This is a genomic window from Halobaculum rarum (genome assembly GCF_040025155.1).
Taxonomy (GTDB): Archaea; Halobacteriota; Halobacteria; order Halobacteriales; family Haloferacaceae; genus Halobaculum; species Halobaculum rarum.
In genome coordinates, this window is the sequence record NZ_CP157275.1 from 1,203,737 (window position 1) to 1,223,692 (window position 19,956).

Sequence of the window (19,956 nt, forward strand, 5' to 3'; positions counted from 1 at the left end):
GAAGTCGCCGTCGGCTTGCTCGCTGGTCCGTCGTCATCGCCGCTTCCGCCGGCTGTGACGCCGCCACACGCGTCGTCCGAGTAGGAACGCGTTTGTATCCGGCCGCGGGAACGACGTGTATGATCGTACCCGGGTCCGCGTCGCAGGCGCTCGCGGCCGCGCTCGCCGAACACACCGGGCGTCCGCTCGCCACGCCGGAGTACCGCTGGTTCCCGGACGGCGAGGAGTGCGCCTCGGTACCCGACTTCGCCGGCGAGGAGGCCGTCGTCGTCGCCGCGACCGACTCCAACGACGCGCTCGTCGAACTGCTCCAGCTGCAGGACGCCGTCCGCGAGGCCGGCGCCGAGACCGTCACGACCGTCCTGCCGTACATGGGCTACGCCCGCCAGGACCGCGCGTTCGAGGAGGGACAGCCGGTCTCCGCGCGGGCGGTCGCCCGCGCCGTCTCGACCGGAACCGACCGCGTCGTCCTCGTGACACCCCACGAGGCCGGCGTGGCCGACTACTTCGACGTGCCCGTCGAGGTGCTCGAGGCCGCGTCGCTGCTGGCGGAGCCGCTCCCCGCGGACCTCTCGGAACCGCTGTTTCTCGGCCCCGACGCCTCCGCCGAGGAGTTGGCCGTCGCCGTCCGCGACGCCTACGGCGGCGGCGAGACGGACTTCTTCGAGAAGGTGCGCGACTACGACACCGGCGAGGTGACCGTCACGCCCAGCGACGCCGACGTTGCCGGCCGCGACGTGGTCGTCGTCGACGACATCATCGCGACCGGGTCGACGATGAGCGAGGCCGTCGCCGCCCTTCACGAACGCGACTCCGACGACGTGTACACCGTCTGCGTCCACGGGATGCTCGCGGGCAACGCCCGCACGAAGCTCGCCGCCGCCGGCGTCACGCGCGTCGTGGCGAGCGACACGCTCGAACGCGCCGAAAGCGACGTGTCGGTGGCGCCGCTGGTGGCGGAGGCGCTGTAGTCGCGGACGCGACGAACGCGGCCGACCGGAGGGGGGCGTCGCTACCGAGATGCAAACGCGCGATGCATTCGGGGAAGAACCTGCTTGTAGCCGACGAGGTACATACCCCAGAAGGGGCGAGCGCGCCGATCACGGCGTCGACTGCCGCGATCTCGGGCGCCGTTGCCATCGTCCCCACAGCCGCCGTCCCGCAGCGGCCGTCCCGTGTCCGGGTACTGATCGGTTGTCTCCCGTATATTTCGTGTATCGTATTCGATATTCAACCAGTATACTTATCAGAGTTCCTGAAAGGTTTGAAACGAAGATGAGTAATGCAACACCCGGCGCGGACGAGCAGTTCTGCAGTAGTTGCGGCGAAGTGATCAAGAAGGAGGCGGAGATCTGCACCGAGTGCGGCGTCCGCCAGTCGAGCGCGCCGTCCTCCAGTTCGAAGGACAAAACGAGCGCGGCGCTGCTCGCCATCTTCCTGGGCGGACTGGGTGCACACCACTTCTATCTCGGAAACACGGGTCGCGGGATCATCTACCTCGTCTTCTCGTGGACGTTCATCCCGCTCCTCGTCGCCCTCATCGAGGGGATCATCTACCTCACGAAGTCCGAAGAGGAGTTCCAGCAGAAGTACGTCAACTGACTGTCCGATCCGCCGGAGTTTTTCGATGTACGCCGATCCATCAAGCCTCAAGACCGCCGATCGCCGATCACAGCACTGACCAACCGATGACCAAACAGAAGGCAGCCGACGAGGTGTTCTGTCGCTCCTGCGGCGAGCCGATCAAACGGGCGTCCGAGCTGTGTCCCAACTGCGGGGTCCGCAACGACAACTACAGTTCCGCCGGAGGTGGCTCCGGGGACGGCGGCCACGACCTCACGCAGCACGAGACGTCGGTGTCCGACACGTGGTGGTACGGCGTCGCCGCGGGGACGGGTATCTGGGTACTGCTCGTGCTCGCCTCGGCCACGAACGGTAACCTGGGCGCCGCCGGTGGGCTCCTCGTCCTGATCGGCTGGGTCGGACTCCCGCTATCGGTGTACTTCGACAGCCAGTACGTCCGGGCGAACTCCGAGTGGGAACCGAACGTCGTGCTTTGGGTGATTCTGACGGCGGTGTGGTTCATCAACATCGCCGCCGGCGCGGCCTATCTCTACCGGCGCCACCAGGTGCTCGGCGAGCCCTGACACCCCCGTGGCGGGCGATTAAACGGCCGGCTCGCAGGATCCAGCGGACGTCGGCTGTCGCCGAGCCGTGATGTGCGTGCGCTGTACCGCTCGAAGGCGATGCCTCTCCATCACGAGCGAACGGGGCGGGACCGCGCGGACGGGATGGCAACGGATAACTAGGCGTCCGACGGACTTCGCTCATGCCCCCCGCCGACCCCTATATCACCAACCGGATCAACGGGAACACCGATGGGTTCTTCGACGTCTCCGACCGCTACGGTCCCGACGAGATCGAGGAGCTGTTCGCCGTCTCCGAGGTCGAGTTCGTGGTCGGCGGGGCCGGCGCGGCGATCCCGTACGAAGCACACGACGGGATGCGAACGTCGTTCAAGACGAACGTGGTGACCCACCGGTACTCGCAAAACGGGATGTGTGTGATCACCGAGTCCCGCGTCGACATCGTCTCCGAGGAGGGGTACTCGTGGTCGGTTCCGTTCGGGTCGATCGACGCCGTCGGCCACAACGGCGTCTGGGACACCACGACGTACGGGATCATCCGGACGAAGACCGAGGATCGATTCCGGTACAGTCTGTCCCTCGTCGTCGGTGGGACGGTCGTCGAGATCAACTCGACAGAGTACGAGTTGGAACCGAACAGGCCCGACATCGAGGCCGTGGCCGAGTCCATCACCGAGTTCATTTCGACGTAGCGGACACGACGCGGCGGGGTCGACAGGTTCGTCGACGAACCGTGTGTCCGACGGCGTGGCCGCCGAGAGAGCGTTGCGCGAGAACAACCGGCACCCGCGGAGGTGGACGTGCCCGTCGGAACGAGCGGCCCCTATATTGAAGCGTGACGCCGACGCACCGATCGGACATGAGCGACGACTGCATCTTCTGCTCGATCGTCGCGGGCGACATCCCCGCCCGCGTGGTCGCCGAAACCGACGACGCGCTCGCGTTCCTCGACGCGAACCCGATGGCACGCGGACACACCCTCGTGATCCCGAAGGCGCACCACCAACGCGTCGCGGACCTCTCGCACGAGGAGTCGCGCGCCGTCTTCGACCTCGTACACGAGCTCGCCCCCGTGATCGAGGACGCGGTCGACGCCGACGCCCACACGATCGGCGTCAACGACGGCCCGGACGCCGGCCAGGAGGTTCCTCACGCGCACGTGCACATCATCCCGCGCTTCGAGAACGACGGGGGCGGACCGATCCATGTCGCCACCGGCGACCGGCCGGAGGTCGGGGACGACGAGTTGGACGAGATCGCCGACGCGATCGCCGAGTAGTTCAGCTTGTTCCACGCCTGAACACACGCAACTATTTATCTGGTGCGGGCACAGCAGCCGCATGGCCAGCATCCGATCGCTCGCGATCGTCGGCGCCGTCGGCGGCGCCGGCACGACTCGAACGGCCGTCGAGTGCGCCGCCGCGCTCGCTCGCGACGGCCGCGAGGTCGCCGTTCTCGACGCCGCCTACGCCACGCAGGGACTCAGCGAACTCGTCCGGGGCCGTATCGATCCCGACGTGACCGCGCTGTGTCTCGATCCCCGGCGTCCGCTCGCCGACGGACTGTACGACCTCGATGCGGCGGTCGACGGCCGGGTCGTGCTCGCGCCGGCACACGCGCCCTTCGAACGCGTCGCCCGCGCGAGCGACGACGACGCGGCACAGGCGCTCGCCGACAGAGTGGCGGAGGCCGTCGCCCGCTTCGATCACGTCCTCGTCGACGTGCCGCCGGTCGCCGCCAACCCGGCGATCGCCGCGGTCCACGCCGTCGACCGGGTCGCGATCGTCGCACCCGACACCGAACACGGCGCCGACGGCCGACGACGACAGTACGACGTGCTTCGGGACATCGACGCGCCCGACGGCGACCCTGCGGGCGTTGCGGTCGCCGCCCCCGGGTCTGCGAATCGAAGCGACGGGAACGGAAGCGGCGAGAACGGGAACGGCAAGGCCGACGCGGATGCGACGATCCCGCGCGGTCCCGTCGAGTTCACCGCCGCGCCCGCGTGTCTCGGGACGGACGCGTTCGCCGCCGGCGTCGTCGCCGCGACGGAAACGCTGTTCGAGACGGAGCTGGGTGTCGAGTTCGAAGAGAGCGGAGTGATCGGCCGTCTCAGCGCCGGCGTCGACCGCGTCCGCGGTGAGGAGTGAGACGGACTGAGCATCAATTGACGACCGACATCAGCGCCGCTGTGAAGGCCGGTGACTGACGACAGCGGAGATCGACGTCAGCGCAGGTCCGAGACGGAACTCATTGCCCGATGCCGCGAACGGGCGCGCTGACCGACATCAGCGCAGGTCCGCGGCATCAGTCATCGTCTCCCCGAGCGCGTCCCGTTTCTCCACGCTCGCGTTTCCGCCGTCAGCGAGCGCGCCGCGGGCGACATCGGCCAGTTCTGGAACCGGCTCGTGTGACTCGACGTAGCTCGCGAGCGCGAACGCCGCCTCGTCGCCGCCGGTCAGTTCGAGCGCGTCCGCACGCGGGATGTCGCCGGAGAGCCAGTCGCGGACCACGCGACGGGCCGTCGGCGCGAACGGAGAAACGCCCTGAACGCCACATCGGTGAAGCACCTTCGCGGCGGTCATCGCGGCGACGCCGGCCTCGCGCGCGCTCGCACCCACACGCTCGCCACGGGCGTGGTGCTCGAGCACGACCGCAGCCGCCTCGGGCGTACACGCCAGTGCGTCGGCGTGTGGGGCGAGCCGGGACGCGAGGTCGCCGCCGGTGTCGTCCACCGAGGCGACGCCGCGCACCTCCTGGCGGGCGGTCACCTCGATACCGGCGGCGATGTCGGAGAGCGCCATAGCTACTCTCGATCGGCATGCGATATAAATTCGATCTTCTATCGAACTATGATAACAGGTACTGAGTGCGCAACGTACCGGTTATCGGTACGTTCGAGCGCGCTCGAACGGTCGGAGTGCTCCCGATCCCCCCACACATAAGTATGGGTTCGGGACCGACGTTCGAGTATGGCAACGAGCACGACGGTGTGTCCGGAATGCGACGGTCGAGTGCATGCGGACGGCGACGAGGCGGTGTGCAGCGAGTGCGGGCTCGTCGTTTCGGCGGACCGTATCGACCGCGGTCCCGAGTGGCGCAGCTTCGCGGACGACGACCGCGATCCCAGACGGACGGGCGCGCCGCTGACGCGCTCGCGTCACGACCGCGGGCTCTCGACCGAGATCGGTCACACGCGCGTGAAGGGTCGAAAGCGTCGCCAGTGGGCACGGATGCGCAGACAGCACACGCGCGCGCAGATCTCCTCGAAGCGGGACCGCAACAAGGTGTACGGCTTCACCGAGATCCGACGGATCGTCTCGTGTACCGGGCTTCCCGATTCGCTGCGCGATCAGGCGTGTTCGCTGTTCACGTCGGCGCAAGACGCGGACCTGCTTCGAGGACGGTCGCTGGAGGGGTTCGCGGCCGCAGCGGTGTACGTCGCCTGCCGGGTCGCCGGCGTCTCGCGCACCCGAGGCGAACTTGTCGCCGACGCCAAAGCTGACGCCGACGAGCTTCGCGCCGCCTTCGACGCGATGAACCGCGAGCTCGGTCTCCCCGTCGGCCCGATCGACCCGGTCGAGTATCTCCCGCGGTTCGCCACGGAGCTGGGACTCGACACCGGGATCGAGCGCGCCGCCCGCGAGTACCTGAGCCTCGCCCGCAACGAGGGACTCACGAACGGGCGGAACCCCTGCGGCGTCGCCGCGGCGTGTCTGTATGCCGCCGCGCGCGACGCCGGCGCCGACTGCACACAGGCGGCCGCGGCCGACGTCGCCGACGTGACGCCCGTCACGCTCCGCTCGTCGTACGTCGAGCTACGTGAGGAGTGACCGGCCGGACGATCAGCGCCTCGAAGGTAAACGAGTCGTCGTTCTCACCTACCTGAGCGCACAGCGACGGACGGCCCCGGCGAGGTCATCGACCGCCCGTGCCGCGGCCGATCCCGGAGCCGTCGTCCCCACCGGTTCCTCGACGGCGATCGACTGCCCGAGCCGCGGGTCGGCCGGCACCGCCGTCGTCGGCGCGCCGAGCGCGCGTCCGACCGCCTCGGCGGGTGGGTCATCGACGACGCGATTGAGCGCGACGGCCGCGAGCCCGCAGTCGAGTTCCCGGGCCAGTTCGCGGGCCGAGATCGCGTCCGCCAGCGCCCACCGCGTCGATGATGCGACGAGGAGACACGCCTCGGCGACGGCCAGCGGCGCACCCGCGTCGACGCGAAGCCCGGCGGGCGAGTCGACGACGACGTGCTCGTACCCGGTGACCGCGACCGCCTCCCGAAGCCGGCGCACGTCGGCCAGTCGCGCACCCGCGAGGGTCCGGCCGCACGGGAGCACGTCCACAGGGCCCGGCCGAACGGCCTCCGCGGGCGTCGCCCGGTCGGCGAGCACGTCGTGGAGGTCCGGGCCGCGCTCGCGACCACCCGGCAGGTCCGCCATCGCGAGGTCCGCGTCGACGACGAGCGCGTCGAGCGCGCCCGCGACGTTGTACGCCAGCGTCGACTTGCCGACACCGCCTTTCCCGCCGGCGACTGCGACGATCACGCGAGCCGCTCCAGCGCGCTCGTCGACACGTCGACGGCCTCCGCCCTCGAGGCGAGCGACTCGGCTCGCTCCGCGATCTGTGTCAACGCCCGGGCGTCGAGGGCGATCAGTTCCTCCAGTCCGACTGGAGCGACCCCTCCCTCGAGCACCGCCGTCGCGTCCGACACCGATCCGCTGGCGAGCGTCTCGGCCCGCGCGATCCGACCGTCCACCTCCTCGAGGTATCGCATCACCCCCGGTGGGAGCGTCGCCGGAGCCGAACGCGGCTCACGGGGCGTCGATCCGCCGGGACTCGCTCCACCCGAGTTCGACTCACCGGCCGCCGTTCCGTCAGAATCCGATCCATCGGCTGGCGATCCCCCGGATACGACGCCGCTGGATTCCGACGGGCCGCGCGCGGTACCGACCGCGGGACCGACCGCGTCCGGCGGCGGCCTGTGATCCGGCAGCGCGGCGAGCGCGTCGTCCAGCGGGTCCGTCTCACCGGTCGAGGGGGCCGAAACGGCGACGAGTTCGACCGGGTCCTCCGTCTCCGAAGCGTCCTGAGCGTCCGAAGCATCTGATGCGTTCCGTGGAAGCCCCTTACCGTCGGAACTGGCGTCGCTCCCGGCGACTCGACAGGCGTAGCCGAGCGCGAGTTCGTCGTGCGCGTCAATGACGCCAGTGTATCCGTCGGCCGACCAGCCCGGTTCGGGCACGCCATGTCGCCGCGGTGGGAGCACCGAGCCAGGAAGACGGTTCTCGACGGTAATCTGGCGGGCGACCGGCTCCGTGTTCCGTACGCGGACGGCGACGAGCGCGACGCCCGCTGCGGTCGTGACCGTGGAGTCGAGCGAGACCGGCATACACCGGGTGGTTCCGTCATCGGCGATAAACGTCCGCCCGGCGCGACGCTCGTCACTCGGGTCCGACGAACACGACCGGCGCACGGAGCCACTCGCGTGCCCCCTCCGGGGACGAAAACCGATCGACAGCGACGACGACGGGATCGGTCCGACGGGCGATTCGTACCGCGGCCGCGTGTGCGACGACAGCGTCGCCATCGAAATTCTCCGGGCCGTCATCCGATCGAACGGCGAGAGGGTCGCCAGTGAGCGAGTCGTCGGCAGCCACGGAGTCCCCGGAGACAACGCGCTCTGCGTCCGAGCGGAACGCCTCGACCGCGTCCGCGAAGGCCGGATACAGTTCGCCAGCGAGATCACGACGCGCCTCACGGCGGCGGTTGGCGAGCGCGTCGCGCAGACGGAGGCGGCGCTCGCGTGCGTCACGAACCGACCGCGAGCGCTCGGCGGCGCGGGCGAGCGCCTGGTCGGCCGCGACGCGCTCGGTCTCCGCCTCGCTCAGCGCCCGCGTCGCCGCCGCGAACTCCGCTCGCAGCGCGTCGACTGTCGCTTCCGTGGCGCTCGTATCGGCGTCAGCGTCTACGTCGGCGTCAGCGTCTACGTCAGCGTCTACGTCGGCGTCAGCGCCCGTGTCGGTATCCGTCCGCTCGCGCGCTTGGGCGAGCCGGCCGCGGAGCGTCGCCGCCCGCTCGCGCAGCCGCTCCACGTCCGCGCCGGCCGCCGCCGCACGGCGACGCGCTGCGGCCAGCGCGTCGCTCGCGTCGCCCGCGGCCTCGACATCCGCGACGACAGCGTCGAGTTCAGCCCGAAGCCGACGGCGCTCGTCGTCCCGTGGATGCTCCAGTCCGCGCTCGCGAGCCGCGGCGGCGAGCGCACGCCACAGCGACGGCGGCCGATCCGTCAGCGTCGCCAGCGGGTCATCCGGGTCGAGGTCGAGCGTAGCGCACGCGCCGTCAACGGTCCCCTCGGCGGCGGCACGCCGAAGCGCCGCTGACCCCGCCGGAGCGAACCAGTCCTCGAGGCGCTCGGTCACAGCTCGGCGTCGCGCATCGCCGCCGGGTCCGGGTGGTCGTCGCCGACGGCGAACTTCGCGTACGGCGTGCTCGGCGTCTCGCGGCCCTCGTAGGCGACGGCGGCCTCGTACACCGCCGGTCGAACCGCTTCGAACTCGTTGAACGGTTCCGTTCGCTCGACCTGAACGTCGGCGCCGTGTTTCGCCCGGAGGCGACACGCGAGAAACGCGCCCAGCTCCGTCTCCGCGAACAGCGCCGCCCGACCGAACCGCCGGACGACGGTGTCGCCGTGGCTGCGACAGGCGTTTCGGAGCGTCGTCCGCGCCCCGCGCGAGTACGTCACGACGAGTAGCATATGCTCACAGATTCGAGATGAAATATAAATATTCGGAGCCGCGTATCGAAGTCGAGACCGTCGCGCCCTACAACGGTTCGACCGTCACGTCTGCTGGGTCCACTTCGTCGTCGATGGCGGCGAGCGAGGCGATCTGTTCGCGGGCCTCGAGGGGGTCGGCGGCGACGACGACACGCCCCTCACCGGGACCGTCGACGGCGCGGTACGCTCGGCGGTTCTCGACCTCGAACTCAGTGGCGTACGTCCGTAGGACAGTCGCGACGCGACGCTCGGTGTCGGCGAGGTCGGCGTCGCCGTCCTCGAACGCGCGGATGGCGTCCTCGACGTTTCGGAGGGCGGAGATGCGATCCATCGGCGATTACGTCGTCCGGACGTACCCCGGCTTCGGCTCGTAGATCTCGCCTTTCGTCCGGAACTTCTCGATCTGCTTTTCGGCCTTGTCCGTATCCATACCGGCTTCCTCGGCGCGTTCGAGGATCGTGTCCACCGGTGCGCCGGGCTCGTCGTCGTACTCCTGGGCGATAGTCTGGATCAGGTCCTTGACACTCTTGATCCGGTCGCGCTGGCTCTTGCTGGTCCCGGTCTCGACCACGTCGGCGTCGAACTGCCCCGTCTCCGGGTCGACGCCGATGTCCTGCAGACACGAGCGGACGATCTCGATGATGCGCGTGGCGTCCTCCTCCTCGACAGTGTCCGAGAGGCGCACGCGGGCGCTCGCCTCCGAGAGGCGCACGAGCGCCTCCAGCTTCCGGGCGGTGACGGGGACGGGCGCGTCCTCGTCGGCGCCCTTCGCGCGCAAGTCGACGTAGAACTCGCGGATCGCCGCCCGCGCCTCGTCGGTCATCGTCGGGTAGCAGTTCCGCTTGGCGTACGCGATGTACTTACGGAGGAGTTCGGCCTCGATCACGGGCGCGACCTCCTGGGTCACCTCGTCGACCTGCTCCTGGGTGAAGTTCGAGGTCGCCATCTCCGTGCGCTGGGTGTTCAACTCGCCCGCGTAGTTCGTCGTCAGGATGTGGTCGGCCAGCTTGGCGTCGTGCTCGGGGTCGGGGCTGTCGGTGACGGTGAAGATGAGGTCGAACCGGGAGATGAGGGCGGGTTCGAGGTCGATCTGCTCGCCGATCGGCTCGTACTGGTCGAAGCGGCCGTACTTGGGATTGGCCGCGCCGAGGAGCGAACAGCGGCTCTTGAGCGTCGCGTTGATACCGGCCTTGGAGACGCTGATCTGCTGTTGCTCCAGCGCCTCGTGCATGGCTGAACGGTCCTCCGGGCGCATCTTGTCCAGCTCGTCGACCGCCGCGATCCCCTTGTCCGCGAGGACGAGCGCCCCCGCCTCCAGGGTCCACTGCTGGCCGTCGCCGAAGTCGTCGCGGACCGCCGCCGCGGTGAGGCCGGCCGAACTGGAACCCTTCCCGGAGGTGTAGACGGAACGTGGGGCAATATTTCGTATATATGACAGCATTTGCGATTTTCCGGTACCCGGGTCCCCGATCAACAGCATGTGGAGGTCCCCTCGAATCCGCGACCCGTCCGGAAGGTGCTTCGTCACGCCCGAGAACAGTTGGAGGATCATCGAGAGCTTCTCCTGCTCGTAGCCGTAGATGGAGGGCGCGACCGAGGCGACCATCTCGTCGTAGATGTTCTCGTGCGTGGAGAGTTCGAGGATCTCCTGTTTGTCCTCGTCGGTGATGTCCATGTCCTCGAACTCCTCGTCCTCGATGACGACCGAGACCCCCTCCATGTACGGGTCGAACACCGTCGTCTTCTCCTGCCCGCTCGTCACCTGCTCCATCTCCAAGCGGCCGACAACGGTGACGTGGTCGCCCGGCGTCACCTTCCCACAGATGTCGTCCTCCAGATTCACGTCGATGCTCTGGGGCGTCTCACCGCCGCGCAGGCCCTCCGGCGACTCCTGTACCCGGAGCTGCTGGGAGTCGATGAACTTCGACTCGTTGTTGTTGACGCGGAACGGTCCCTGCCGCTCACAGCCCTGGCACTCGTGGGGTTCCTGGAACCCGGAGTCGTTCTGCGGGATGTACGTCATCGTCCCGCAGCGCTGACACTCGAAGGCGGCCTCGACGATCTTCGGGCGCACGTCCGTCGCCTTGCGGACGATCCCCATCACCGCGACCATCGCCCCGATGTGGTCGTCGCTGACGCGGATGCCGCGGATATCGAGGGTGTTCTCGCGGGGGAGATTTCGGAGGCGCACGTGCGCCTGTCCCAACGAGATGTCGACCGGGAGGTCGTACGTGCGTAGCGCTTCCTCGGCGACCTTCTGCATCTCGCCGGGGCGGTTGAGGTAGCGTTCCGCGAGGTCGGGGTCGAACGTGTACAGGTCGTCGTACTCGACGTACAGCGACCGCTGCTCCTTCGGGTAGTTCTGGGCGAGGCGCGCGATGTCGTCGGCGTAGTAGGTCCGATAGAAACTCAGGAAGGCGTCGACATCTTGGCCCTCGGAGACCTGACTCATTACACTGAGGTAGCCACCTCATCGGGTAAGAACTGTCGCCTCCGGGTGGAAGTAGTGGCGCGCCGAGAGATCTCTCCGCAGCGAGGCCCAACGGTAGAAGAACGACGGAATCGGAAGTGGGACCGCCCGGATTTGAACCGGGGTCACGGGCACCCAAGGCCCGAAGTATACCAGGCTAACCCACGGTCCCGTGCTGTCCTCTCTCCGCCGGCCGAACTAAACCGTTCCGTTCGCATTATCTCCGGGAGCGACTCACAGCCCCAGTCCGAACACGATCGGGATGCCCAGCGTCGTCACGACAGCAAAAATCGCCTGTAGCGGCGCCCCCACCCGCAGGTAGTCGGTGAAGCGGTATCCGCCGGGGCCGTACACGAACAGGTTCGTCTGGTAGCCGATGGGAGTCATGAACGCCGTCGATGCCGCGAACGTGACCGCCATCGCGAACGCGAGTGGGTTCGCGCCGAGGGTCGCAGCCACCTGCAAGGCGACGGGGATCATGAGCACGACGCTCGCGTTGTTCGAGATGACGTTCGTGAGCAACGCGGTCACCACGTAGAACGCTCCCAAAAGCGCCAACGGCGGGAGGAGATCCGCACTCGCGACGATCGCCTCCGCCAGCAGGCCCGCGGTGCCGGACGTCTGCATCGCGATCCCCAACGGGATGACACCGGCAAGCAGGAAGATGACGTCCCACTCGACGGCATCGTACACCTCTCCGGGCTTCAGACAGCCCGTGACGACCATCGCGAGCGACCCCGCGAGCGCGGAGACGACGATCGGGACCGCATCGACCGCGGCGAGCCCGATCGCGAGCGCGACGATCCCCACGGCGACGAGCGTCTTCGACTGGCGGTAGTCGTGGCGCTCGATCTCCCGCGCGAGGATGAAGTTCCGGTTCGTGTCTAGTCGGTCGACGGACGCCTCGCTCGCCTGCACGAGCAGGGTATCGCCCACCCGCAGCGGGACGCGGTCCATGCGCTGGCGGAACAACTCCCCGCCACGGCGGAGCGCAAGCACCGTCGCGTCGTAACGCTGGCGGAAGCTTGTGGAGGCGAGCGACTCGCCGACCAGCGACGACCCCGGAGCGACAACGACCTCCACGAGGTTCTGCGCCTCCTCGGCGGTCTCCAGTTCCGCCCCGTCGACGACCTCGGGGATGAGGTCGAGCCCCTCGACGTCGAGCAACTCGACGAGCGTCGTCCGGTCGGTTCGCACGGCGAACACGTCGCCCGCGCGGATCTCCTTCTGGCCGAGGGGTTCGAGGAACGTCCGGTTGTCACGGACGAGTTGAACAAGGTCGACGTCGAACTCCGTCTCCGAGAGCGCCGTCTCGACGCGCTGGCCAACCAGCGGAGAGCCCTCGCGCACGACGACCTCCGTCAGGTACTCCGCCATCTGGAACTCCTCGGTGAGGTCCCCACGCGGGGGGATCCGGGCCGGCGTGAGCCACCGCCCGATCGTGAGCAGGTACAGCGAGCCGACGACCAACAGCACCGCGCCCAGCGGGAGGAACTCGAACATCCGGAACGGGCGGGCCACCGCGGCCGGCGCGAGCGTCGCATACAGATCCGACGCGAGGATGTTCGTCGACGTGCCGATGAGGGTGAGCGTCCCGCCGAACATCGACGCGTAGCTCAGCGGGAGCAGCAGCTTCGACGGCGAGGTCTTCCCGCGCTCGGCCAGGTCGATCACCATCGGGAGCAGAATTGCGACCGCGGCGGTGTTGTTGATCAGCCCGGAAACCGGACCGACGACGCCGATCGTCGCGCCCAGTTGCTTGGTCTCGTCGCCTTTGGTGATCCGGGCGATGTACGAGCCGAGCCGCTGGACGATGCCGGTCATGCGGATTCCCTCCGAGAGGACGAACATCGCCAGCACCGTCAGGGTGGCCGGGTTCGCGAACCCCGACAGCCCCTCCTCAACGGACACCAGCGCGAACGACTCCGCGAGCACGCCGGCGCCGGCGAGCGCGGTCGTGACCGGTCCGGAGAGCAACAGTGCCACGAGGATGCCGAGCGCGGTGATGTCCACCGGAACCGGCTCGGTGACGAATAACACGAGCGCCGCGAGGATCACCGCAAGGACGAACAAGATCTCGGGCGCGAGCACGCCGAGTGCGACGCCCGGGGTGAGGAAAAAGGGTGAGGGAACGGAGCGACGGAGCAACGAAGCGACGGACCGCATCCACGAGCGGTCCGCGTTCGTACGGCCCGACAATCGGACGCGGAGTTATCCGGACCGGGCGCCAACGTGAGGCGAATGGCAGATGATAAACAGGGACGCGACAAGCAGGCGCACGACGCCGAGAAGCGCCGGCAGGAGCGAGCCATCGCCACGTATCTGGAGCGGTACGACGAGGAGGAGCCGCCGGTCCACGAGGACGTCCTCGCCGCGATCGAACGGGATCTCGAGTCGGTGGAATTCCCCGCGACCGGAGCCCAGGTCGTCGAGGTGGTCGGTGAGCGCGAGATCCCGACGGACGCCGAGACGTACGCCGCCGAGGCGCTGCTCCCCGACACCGACGAGGAGCTGTTCGACTCCCCTGCAGCTGTCCGTGTCCGGATACAGCGACCGACGGTCGCCGCGGCGATGAAGCGGGTCGTCGAGGCGGTCGGGACGCTCCGGGACACGGACTTCACCGGGTCGCAGCGCGACGGCTACGAGCGAACGTTTCGCGAACTCGTGGAGATCGATCCGGTCGACGAGAACGAGGGGATCCCGGTCGTCGCCGACTGGATCGTCGAGCAGATCCGCGAGAAGGACAAACTTCCCGGGTCACGGTCGGTCCGTCGAAGGGCGGCAAAGTTCTGTCGGGCGAACGGCTACGAGGTCCGGAACGACGAGTGGCTCGGCGTCTGACGGGAGCGCCGCGTCCCGTGTGACCGAAGCCGAATCCGTCCCCGTGGCTGCGGGTCAGTCCCGATCGAGATACTCGTCGAGCCGTTCCTCGATGAGTTCCGTGACGCGCTCGGCGTACGTCCACAGCGCCGCGTTGATCTGTTCTTCGGTCTCGTCGTCGAGGTCGTCGAGGCCGCGAAGAACCGAGTCGCTCGTCACCTGCGGATGGTACACACAGACGACCCTGAGCGCGTCGGTCGACCCCCGGCCGTCGGCCGAGTGGACGCCGTACTGGTCGGTTCCCCAGACGCCGTCACCGCCGTGGCGCTCCAAGCGCGAGTCGATCGCATCGAGCAGACGGAGTTCCTCTTCCGAGAGGATCGGATCGTCGCCCTCGAACAGTTCGGCGTACGCCTCGGCGCGGGCGCGGGCCGTCCATCCGTCAAGCTGGGATCGAACCTCGAGAACGAGCTGTCTGCGGTCGGAAGCATCGGCCATACCGAGACGACGACAGCGACGGCAATCAACCTTGGTACGATCTTCGGCAGGTTCTGAACGTGATGGGCCGCGTCCGATCCGACGATCGAACGGCCGGGCCGCTGTGCGGGTCGCGCCCGGCTACAGCTCTTGGTCCGCGAGTTCCATGTCCGCGACGATCTCGTAGGGGTGGTGATCCTTCCGGATCCCGTCGAGGATGCGGAACGCGTCGTCGGGGGCGAGGAAGTGCTCGGTGACCGCCCGACCCAGCGGTGTCGGCGACAGGCCGTCGATGAACTCCCACTCCAGCAGTTTGCCGATGGCGTGGGTGGTGGGGACCTCGCCGATCATGCGGTCGTTTAGCTTCTTGGCGTGCTTGCCCGCGACGACGACGTTCGCGAGCGTCTCTTCGGCCGCGGAGGTCGTGTCGTACACCGTCGTCACGTCCTCCATCTCTCCTTTCAGGAGCTTGAACGCGGTCTCGTCCTCGGTTCCCTCCATCGAGGAGTGGTAGCTGGCGTCGGGTTCGACGAGCACGTACACCTTCCCCTCGTCGTGGTAGTCGGGGCGGCCCGCCCGGCCGAGCATCTGCTCGAACTCCTGCACGGAGAGCCACTCGATCCCCATCGCGAGCGTGTCGAAGATCACCTGCGAGGCGGGGAAGTCGACGCCGGCGGCGAGCGCGGCGGTGGTGACCACGGCCGCCAGCTCCTGGTCCCCGAACTTGCGCTCGACGGTCTTGCGACGCTTGTAGTCGAGACCCGCGTGATACGGCGCGGAATCGTACTCCAGCTTCCGGGAGATCTCGTGGCAGCGTCTGCGGGAGTTGGTGAAGATGATCGTCTGCCCGCGGTACCCCTTCGAGGACTTCGTGTCGAACTCGCGTCTGACGAGCTTCTTCTCGATGTCGATCTTCTCGCGCTCGGTGGCGAAGGTGACGTGGCGCTCGATGGGGACCGGGCGCTCCTCGAACTCGATGAGCCGCGCGCCGAGTCGCCCCGCGAGGAACTCGGGGTTGCCGACGGTCGCCGAGAGGTACACCCACTGCGCCGAGGAGTTCCGGTTCTCGGAGTAGTATTTGAGCCGCGAGATCATCCCGTCGAGGCGGTGGCCGCGGCCCTCCTCTTTCAGGGTGTGGACCTCGTCGATGACGACGGTGCCGATGTCGCCCATGTCCTTGCCGGTGCGCAGCGCGTGGTCGATCCCCTCGTAGGTGCCGACGATCACGTCCGCGTTCGGGTCGAAGCGGGTGCCGTCGTCGTTGATCCGCGAGGCGCCCACGCGGATGGTCACGTCGAGCACGTCGCCGTAGCGCTCCTCGAAGTCCTCGTGTTTCTGGTTGGCGAGCGCGACCAGCGGGACGAGAAACAGCAACTTCCCCTTCCCGTTGAGCGCGTTGTTGACGCCGGCGAGTTCGCCCACGAGCGTCTTCCCGGTCGCCGTCGCGCTCACGACGAGCTGGTCGTCGCCGTCGAACAGGCCGTTCTCGACCGAGAGGCTCTGCACCGGCAGCAGATCGTCGAACCGACCCTCGACGCGCTCCTGGAGCGCGGGGTGGAGGTTCAGCGAGTCCGTGGGGACGGGGTCGATCTCGTCGGTCGTCGCCGAGATAGTGTCGAACTTCGTGAGGTCGGGGTCGAGGTTCCCCTGCAGGAGGTTCGTGATGCGCTCCAGGTCCTGCACCTCGAAGAGGAGGTCCTCGAGGCGCTCCTGTGCGTTACCGGTGAACTGTCCCTTGTAGGAGAGTTCCCGTTCGAGCTCCCGTTTCGCGCAGTCGGGGCAGATCCAGTCGCGGTCGGCCTTCACCGCGGTGTCGGAGGTGACCGGCGAGTAGCGCCCGGCGTTGGCGCAGTAGCGGCAGGTGCGGACCTGCTTTGCGTCGAGTTGATAGGCGTCGAGCATCTCGACGAGTCGGTCGCGGGCGCCCGCGGCAGTCTGCTCGGAGATACGGATGCGGCGCGCGTTGCGCGCCAGATCGACGAACTGGTCGGGTTGGCGTGGCTCCTCGCCGCCCTTCTGCTTGACGCGGAAGCGACGCGGGCGCGGGCCGGCGTCGGCCTCCTTGAGTTCGAGGACGCCCTGGAGGACGCGCGAGCCGTCGCGCTCGACGACGACGGTGAACTCGTCGGCGTCGCTGCGCTCGTGGAGGAACAGGGTCTCGACCTGCGGGAGTTGCTCGGACACGGTGATCGCTTGGTGTGGGGTAGGCGGATGCGGTATTTCAGGGATTCGGCTCTCGTGTGTGGGTGTGTATCGTGATCACTGCCGGGGTCGTTGTCGAGCCGTCGTTGTCACTGCCGGGGTCGTTGTCGAGCCGTCTCGCCGAGTGCAACGGCATCGTTCAGTCCCTCCCCCGCGACCGCACCACAGCCGCAATTACGTCGGAGCGGGCTCCGACGAACTCACGCTCGCTACGCTCGCGTGAACCTCGCGCGCGTCCGCCGGGCACGCAGGCCCGGCGGCGCGCGCCACCGCGGACGCTGTCGTAGTCGTAGAAGCGGCCTACTCCTCGTCGATGACGCGGATCGTGTCGTCGCCGTGGGGGACAACACAGATGAACGCGGCCGGTTCGTCGCCGTCGTTGCGGTACCAGTGCCGGACGCCCGCAGGGATGAGCAGCGCGTCGCCCTCGGCCACCGTGTACTCCTCGCCGTCGAGACCCACGGTGTACTCACCCGCGAGCACGTACTGCTCGTGTTCGACCTCGTTGGTGTGGTTCGGGACGTGCGCGTCGGGCGCGAGCTCGAACCGCCGCATCGCGAAGTGCGGAGCGTCATCGGCGTCGTCGATGAGCACGCCCTTCGACATCCCCTCGCCCGCGTCGACCTCGCTCATCGCGAGGTCGTCGCCGCGCTTCACCACGGGGGGCGTCGTCGATCCATCCGTCGTCGGGTCGTCCGTCGTCGCCTCGGGTTCGCTCATGGCTGTCGCTTTCGCGCGATAGGAGATAAATCTCGGCGGCCGGGTTTATACACCGTGAGGAACTACCCCGGAGTATGCGAGGAATCCGTATCGGGCGGGTCGCCGGTATCCCGATCCAACTGAACTGGACGTTTCTCCTGATCCTCCCGCTGTTCGCGTATCTCATCGGGAGTCAGGTCGGGGAGTTCGCCGGAATCGTCGGCGACACGTTCGGCGTCGCCATCCCTGCGGCCGCCCTGACCGGCGGGAGTCTCCCGTGGGTGCTCGGTACCGCCGCGGCACTGGGGCTGTTCGTCTCCGTCTTGCTTCACGAGTTCGGCCACTCGCTGACGGCGATGCACTACGGCTACGAGATCGAGTCGATCACGCTGTGGCTGTTCGGCGGCGTGGCCTCCTTCGAGGAGATGCCCGAGGACTGGAAACAGGAGTTCACCGTCGCGATCATGGGCCCGGTGGTCTCCGTCGCGCTCGGGGTCGTCACCTACGTCGTGCTCATCAGCGTGGCGCTCCCACCGACGGTCGCGTTCGTCGTCGGCTATCTCGCGCTGATGAATCTCGTGCTCGCGGCGTTCAACATGCTGCCCGGCTTCCCGATGGACGGGGGACGGGTGCTCCGGGCGCTGCTGGCTCGGAACCGCCCCCACGCCCGCGCCACCCAGATCGCCGCCGAGGTCGGGAAGGTGTTCGCGTTCCTGCTTGGCCTGTTCGGCCTGTTGGGCGGCAACTGGCTCACCGTCGGGCTCGCGTTCTTCATCTACATCGCCGCCTCCAGCGAGGCACAGCAGACGACGATGCGCGCCGCCTTCGAAGGGGTCAGCGTCGACGACATCATGACACCGCGCGAGGAACTGAACGTCGTCCATCCGAACGACAGCGTCGCGAAGTTGATGGAGCGGATGTTTCGCGAGCGCCACACCGGCTACCCCGTGGTGAAAAGCGGCACCCTCCTGGGGATGGTGACGCTGGAGGACGCCCAAGGCGTCCGCGAGGTCGAGCGTGACGCCTACACGGTACAGGACGTGATGGAGACGGACCTCGCGAGCGTGACGCCCGACGCGGACGCGGTGACGGCGCTGGAGACGATGCAACGGCACAGTGTCGGTCGCCTCGTCGTCGTCGACGGCGACGGGGAGCTGGTCGGCCTCATCTCGAGGACCGACCTCATGACCGCCTTCAACATCATTCAGCAGGGCGGTCGAGAGTCGATCGGTATCAGTACCGACACGGGCGTTCTGCCGGATATTGGCGGTCGGAGCGTCTGACCGCGACGGTCGCGACAACGTCGACGCCGAAAGAGAATCAGTCCAGGTGCGAGAATTGAACCCGCGTCTCAGCCTCCACAAGGCTGAAGGATAGTCCACTACCCCAACCCGGACACGCACCCGTAGGTAGCCCGGTGCGATTCAAATACGTTACGACTCGGCCGGGTGTCCGCGACGGCAACGGCGACGGATGACCGTCGCGCTTTTCTCGCCCGCTCGAGTAGATCAGGTAGCAGTGGCCATCACGGACAAGATCTACCTGAAGAACCACCGGCAGATCGCCTCACAGCTCGACGCCAACGTTCCGAAAGGCGCGTTCTCGGGGGCGACGCTGGATCTGGTGTTCTCGGGCGACGGACTCGCCGAACTCGACGAGACGACCCGGGACCGGGTGCTGGAGTTCGCCGAGGACTTCCTCGACTGCGCCTGCGACGACGCGCCGTACTGCGGACACCCCGAGCGGAAGTTCATTCGGTACCTGCTGGAGCTGCGCGCGCAGGGACTCGGCCCCGACGCCATCGTCGACGTGATGGGCGACGACTACATGCTGTACGCCTACCCCGGCGACGTGCTTTCGTTCCTCGACTCGGCGGTGCGCACGCTGGAGGCGACCGAGTCGCTCGCGGCCGTCGACGGTGACGAGGAAGCGAGACAGCGAGCACGGAATGCGCGGAACGAACTGGCTCGGTAGGCGCCGGCTATCTCCCTTCGACGACGGACTATGGGCTTAATACGGGTAAACCCGAGTTTGTAACGCTCGGTGTTTACCGTTCTTCACGGAGGAGTCGTAGACATGTCGAGGCAGGAAGCGAGACTGAGAGCGGGTTCCGGGCGTCGTCCGAGCGAGCGCGTCGTCGAGCACGTCGCGGCCGCTGAAGGGGTATCGCCGGCCGCCCTCGAGGATCGCCTGTACGACGCCATCGACTCGGAGGCGCTCGATAGCATCGTCGGAAGCGGGTCGCCGGACGTGGAAGTGACGTTTCGGTTCGGCGAGTACCTCGTGACCGTCAGCGAGGGCCGGACGCTCGAGGTGTCGGTCCGGTCGATCGACTAGACGTTCGTCCCGCGGGGGGCGGCGACGCG

At 68.0% G+C, this 19,956-nt stretch carries 22 protein-coding genes and 2 tRNA genes; 11 read left to right on the forward strand and 13 right to left on the reverse strand.

All coding sequences use genetic code 11. The features are described 5' to 3' along the window. Positions 1 to 119 precede the first annotated feature (119 nt). From prs to ABJD39_RS06390, 6 genes are all read left to right on the forward strand, one after another. The gene (gene prs / locus ABJD39_RS06365; RefSeq protein WP_348613186.1) at positions 120 to 971 is read left to right on the forward strand and encodes a ribose-phosphate diphosphokinase; all 852 of its coding nucleotides are present in this window, start codon (positions 120 to 122) and stop codon (positions 969 to 971) included. Positions 972 to 1,275: 304 nt separating this feature from the next. Beyond that, positions 1,276 to 1,602 carry a TM2 domain-containing protein gene (locus ABJD39_RS06370; protein ID WP_348613188.1) on the forward strand — a complete coding sequence of 109 codons (327 nt, stop codon included), beginning with the start codon at positions 1,276 to 1,278 and terminating at the stop codon, positions 1,600 to 1,602. Positions 1,603 to 1,688: 86 nt separating this feature from the next. Continuing rightward, positions 1,689 to 2,147: a hypothetical protein gene (locus tag ABJD39_RS06375; RefSeq protein WP_348613190.1), complete on the forward strand. Its 459-nt coding sequence runs from the start codon at positions 1,689 to 1,691 to the stop codon at positions 2,145 to 2,147. Positions 2,148 to 2,329: 182 nt separating this feature from the next. Next, a complete protein-coding gene (locus ABJD39_RS06380; protein ID WP_348613192.1) occupies positions 2,330 to 2,839 on the forward strand; it encodes a hypothetical protein in 510 nt (169 codons plus the stop codon). 167 nt (positions 2,840 to 3,006) lie between these two features. Further along, on the forward strand, positions 3,007 to 3,426 hold the full coding sequence (locus tag ABJD39_RS06385; RefSeq protein ID WP_348613194.1) for an HIT family protein: 420 nt from the start codon (positions 3,007 to 3,009) through the stop codon (positions 3,424 to 3,426). Positions 3,427 to 3,487: 61 nt separating this feature from the next. Further along, positions 3,488 to 4,297 (forward strand): ParA family protein, encoded by an 810-nt coding sequence (locus ABJD39_RS06390; RefSeq protein WP_348613196.1) that lies wholly within the window; start codon positions 3,488 to 3,490, stop codon positions 4,295 to 4,297. 138 nt (positions 4,298 to 4,435) lie between these two features. Here ABJD39_RS06390 and ABJD39_RS06395 read toward each other — a convergent pair whose 3' ends face one another. Next, complete coding sequence (locus tag ABJD39_RS06395; RefSeq protein WP_348613198.1) at positions 4,436 to 4,951, reverse strand: hypothetical protein; 516 nt, start codon at positions 4,949 to 4,951, stop codon at positions 4,436 to 4,438. Between the two features lie 168 nt (positions 4,952 to 5,119). Between ABJD39_RS06395 and ABJD39_RS06400 the strand changes: the two genes are divergently transcribed. Beyond that, the gene (locus ABJD39_RS06400; RefSeq protein WP_348613200.1) at positions 5,120 to 5,980 is read left to right on the forward strand and encodes a transcription initiation factor IIB; all 861 of its coding nucleotides are present in this window, start codon (positions 5,120 to 5,122) and stop codon (positions 5,978 to 5,980) included. A gap of 48 nt (positions 5,981 to 6,028) precedes the next feature. On the opposite strand, the gene ABJD39_RS06405 is transcribed toward ABJD39_RS06400, so the two are convergent. The 8 genes from ABJD39_RS06405 to ABJD39_RS06440 form a co-directional block, all read right to left on the reverse strand. Then, positions 6,029 to 6,691 carry a MinD/ParA family ATP-binding protein gene (locus ABJD39_RS06405; RefSeq protein WP_348613202.1) on the reverse strand — a complete coding sequence of 221 codons (663 nt, stop codon included), beginning with the start codon at positions 6,689 to 6,691 and terminating at the stop codon, positions 6,029 to 6,031. Continuing rightward, positions 6,688 to 7,536: a hypothetical protein gene (locus ABJD39_RS06410; protein WP_348613204.1), complete on the reverse strand. Its 849-nt coding sequence runs from the start codon at positions 7,534 to 7,536 to the stop codon at positions 6,688 to 6,690. The genes ABJD39_RS06405 and ABJD39_RS06410 overlap by 4 nt, the downstream gene beginning before the upstream one ends. A gap of 52 nt (positions 7,537 to 7,588) precedes the next feature. Continuing rightward, entirely contained in the window at positions 7,589 to 8,566 is a 978-nt protein-coding gene (locus ABJD39_RS06415) for a hypothetical protein (RefSeq protein ID WP_348613206.1), read from the reverse strand. After that, positions 8,563 to 8,901, reverse strand: a complete 339-nt coding sequence (locus ABJD39_RS06420; protein WP_348613208.1) for a hypothetical protein — start codon at positions 8,899 to 8,901, stop codon at positions 8,563 to 8,565. The genes ABJD39_RS06415 and ABJD39_RS06420 overlap by 4 nt, the downstream gene beginning before the upstream one ends. A gap of 67 nt (positions 8,902 to 8,968) precedes the next feature. Next, positions 8,969 to 9,253, reverse strand: coding sequence for a hypothetical protein (locus ABJD39_RS06425; RefSeq protein ID WP_348613210.1), 285 nt, complete (start codon positions 9,251 to 9,253; stop codon positions 8,969 to 8,971). Between the two features lie 6 nt (positions 9,254 to 9,259). Further along, positions 9,260 to 11,374, reverse strand: coding sequence for a minichromosome maintenance protein MCM (locus tag ABJD39_RS06430; protein WP_348613212.1), 2,115 nt, complete (start codon positions 11,372 to 11,374; stop codon positions 9,260 to 9,262). 117 nt (positions 11,375 to 11,491) lie between these two features. Further along, positions 11,492 to 11,564, reverse strand: a tRNA-Pro gene (locus ABJD39_RS06435). Positions 11,565 to 11,626: 62 nt separating this feature from the next. Continuing rightward, entirely contained in the window at positions 11,627 to 13,465 is a 1,839-nt protein-coding gene (locus ABJD39_RS06440; RefSeq protein ID WP_431357896.1) for an SLC13 family permease, read from the reverse strand. A gap of 168 nt (positions 13,466 to 13,633) precedes the next feature. On the opposite strand from ABJD39_RS06440, the gene ABJD39_RS06445 reads away from it, so the two are divergent. Next, positions 13,634 to 14,233: a hypothetical protein gene (locus tag ABJD39_RS06445; RefSeq protein WP_348613214.1), complete on the forward strand. Its 600-nt coding sequence runs from the start codon at positions 13,634 to 13,636 to the stop codon at positions 14,231 to 14,233. A 54-nt stretch (positions 14,234 to 14,287) separates the two neighbouring features. Here ABJD39_RS06445 and ABJD39_RS06450 read toward each other — a convergent pair whose 3' ends face one another. The 3 genes from ABJD39_RS06450 to ABJD39_RS06460 form a co-directional block, all read right to left on the reverse strand. Then, complete coding sequence (locus ABJD39_RS06450; protein ID WP_348613216.1) at positions 14,288 to 14,710, reverse strand: DUF7539 family protein; 423 nt, start codon at positions 14,708 to 14,710, stop codon at positions 14,288 to 14,290. 120 nt (positions 14,711 to 14,830) lie between these two features. Further along, the gene (locus ABJD39_RS06455) at positions 14,831 to 16,873 is read right to left on the reverse strand and encodes a DEAD/DEAH box helicase (RefSeq protein ID WP_348613218.1); all 2,043 of its coding nucleotides are present in this window, start codon (positions 16,871 to 16,873) and stop codon (positions 14,831 to 14,833) included. A gap of 318 nt (positions 16,874 to 17,191) precedes the next feature. Next, entirely contained in the window at positions 17,192 to 17,611 is a 420-nt protein-coding gene (locus ABJD39_RS06460) for a cupin domain-containing protein (protein ID WP_348613220.1), read from the reverse strand. 74 nt (positions 17,612 to 17,685) lie between these two features. Between ABJD39_RS06460 and ABJD39_RS06465 the strand changes: the two genes are divergently transcribed. Next, on the forward strand, positions 17,686 to 18,873 hold the full coding sequence (locus tag ABJD39_RS06465) for a CBS domain-containing protein (RefSeq protein ID WP_348613222.1): 1,188 nt from the start codon (positions 17,686 to 17,688) through the stop codon (positions 18,871 to 18,873). 40 nt (positions 18,874 to 18,913) lie between these two features. Here ABJD39_RS06465 and ABJD39_RS06470 read toward each other — a convergent pair. Beyond that, a tRNA-His gene (locus tag ABJD39_RS06470) sits at positions 18,914 to 18,986 on the reverse strand. A 122-nt stretch (positions 18,987 to 19,108) separates the two neighbouring features. On the opposite strand from ABJD39_RS06470, the gene ABJD39_RS06475 reads away from it, so the two are divergent. Both ABJD39_RS06475 and ABJD39_RS06480 read left to right on the forward strand, forming a co-directional pair. Beyond that, positions 19,109 to 19,564, forward strand: a complete 456-nt coding sequence (locus ABJD39_RS06475; RefSeq protein WP_348613224.1) for a DUF5814 domain-containing protein — start codon at positions 19,109 to 19,111, stop codon at positions 19,562 to 19,564. Between the two features lie 102 nt (positions 19,565 to 19,666). Next, complete coding sequence (locus ABJD39_RS06480) at positions 19,667 to 19,927, forward strand: HalOD1 output domain-containing protein (RefSeq protein WP_348613226.1); 261 nt, start codon at positions 19,667 to 19,669, stop codon at positions 19,925 to 19,927. Positions 19,928 to 19,956 lie beyond the last annotated feature (29 nt).

Coding starts and splice junctions, on each gene's coding strand:
- prs (WP_348613186.1), top strand. CDS start 120: ATGATCGTACCCGGGTCCGCGTCGCAGGCGCTCGCGGCCGCGCTCGCC.
- ABJD39_RS06370 (WP_348613188.1), top strand. CDS start 1,276: ATGAGTAATGCAACACCCGGCGCGGACGAGCAGTTCTGCAGTAGTTGC.
- ABJD39_RS06375 (WP_348613190.1), top strand. CDS start 1,689: ATGACCAAACAGAAGGCAGCCGACGAGGTGTTCTGTCGCTCCTGCGGC.
- ABJD39_RS06380 (WP_348613192.1), top strand. CDS start 2,330: ATGCCCCCCGCCGACCCCTATATCACCAACCGGATCAACGGGAACACC.
- ABJD39_RS06385 (WP_348613194.1), top strand. CDS start 3,007: ATGAGCGACGACTGCATCTTCTGCTCGATCGTCGCGGGCGACATCCCC.
- ABJD39_RS06390 (WP_348613196.1), top strand. CDS start 3,488: ATGGCCAGCATCCGATCGCTCGCGATCGTCGGCGCCGTCGGCGGCGCC.
- ABJD39_RS06395 (WP_348613198.1), bottom strand. CDS start 4,951: ATGGCGCTCTCCGACATCGCCGCCGGTATCGAGGTGACCGCCCGCCAG.
- ABJD39_RS06400 (WP_348613200.1), top strand. CDS start 5,120: ATGGCAACGAGCACGACGGTGTGTCCGGAATGCGACGGTCGAGTGCAT.
- ABJD39_RS06410 (WP_348613204.1), bottom strand. CDS start 7,536: ATGCCGGTCTCGCTCGACTCCACGGTCACGACCGCAGCGGGCGTCGCG.
- ABJD39_RS06420 (WP_348613208.1), bottom strand. CDS start 8,901: ATGCTACTCGTCGTGACGTACTCGCGCGGGGCGCGGACGACGCTCCGA.
- ABJD39_RS06425 (WP_348613210.1), bottom strand. CDS start 9,253: ATGGATCGCATCTCCGCCCTCCGAAACGTCGAGGACGCCATCCGCGCG.
- ABJD39_RS06430 (WP_348613212.1), bottom strand. CDS start 11,374: ATGAGTCAGGTCTCCGAGGGCCAAGATGTCGACGCCTTCCTGAGTTTC.
- ABJD39_RS06445 (WP_348613214.1), top strand. CDS start 13,634: ATGGCAGATGATAAACAGGGACGCGACAAGCAGGCGCACGACGCCGAG.
- ABJD39_RS06450 (WP_348613216.1), bottom strand. CDS start 14,710: ATGGCCGATGCTTCCGACCGCAGACAGCTCGTTCTCGAGGTTCGATCC.
- ABJD39_RS06460 (WP_348613220.1), bottom strand. CDS start 17,611: ATGAGCGAACCCGAGGCGACGACGGACGACCCGACGACGGATGGATCG.
- ABJD39_RS06465 (WP_348613222.1), top strand. CDS start 17,686: ATGCGAGGAATCCGTATCGGGCGGGTCGCCGGTATCCCGATCCAACTG.
- ABJD39_RS06480 (WP_348613226.1), top strand. CDS start 19,667: ATGTCGAGGCAGGAAGCGAGACTGAGAGCGGGTTCCGGGCGTCGTCCG.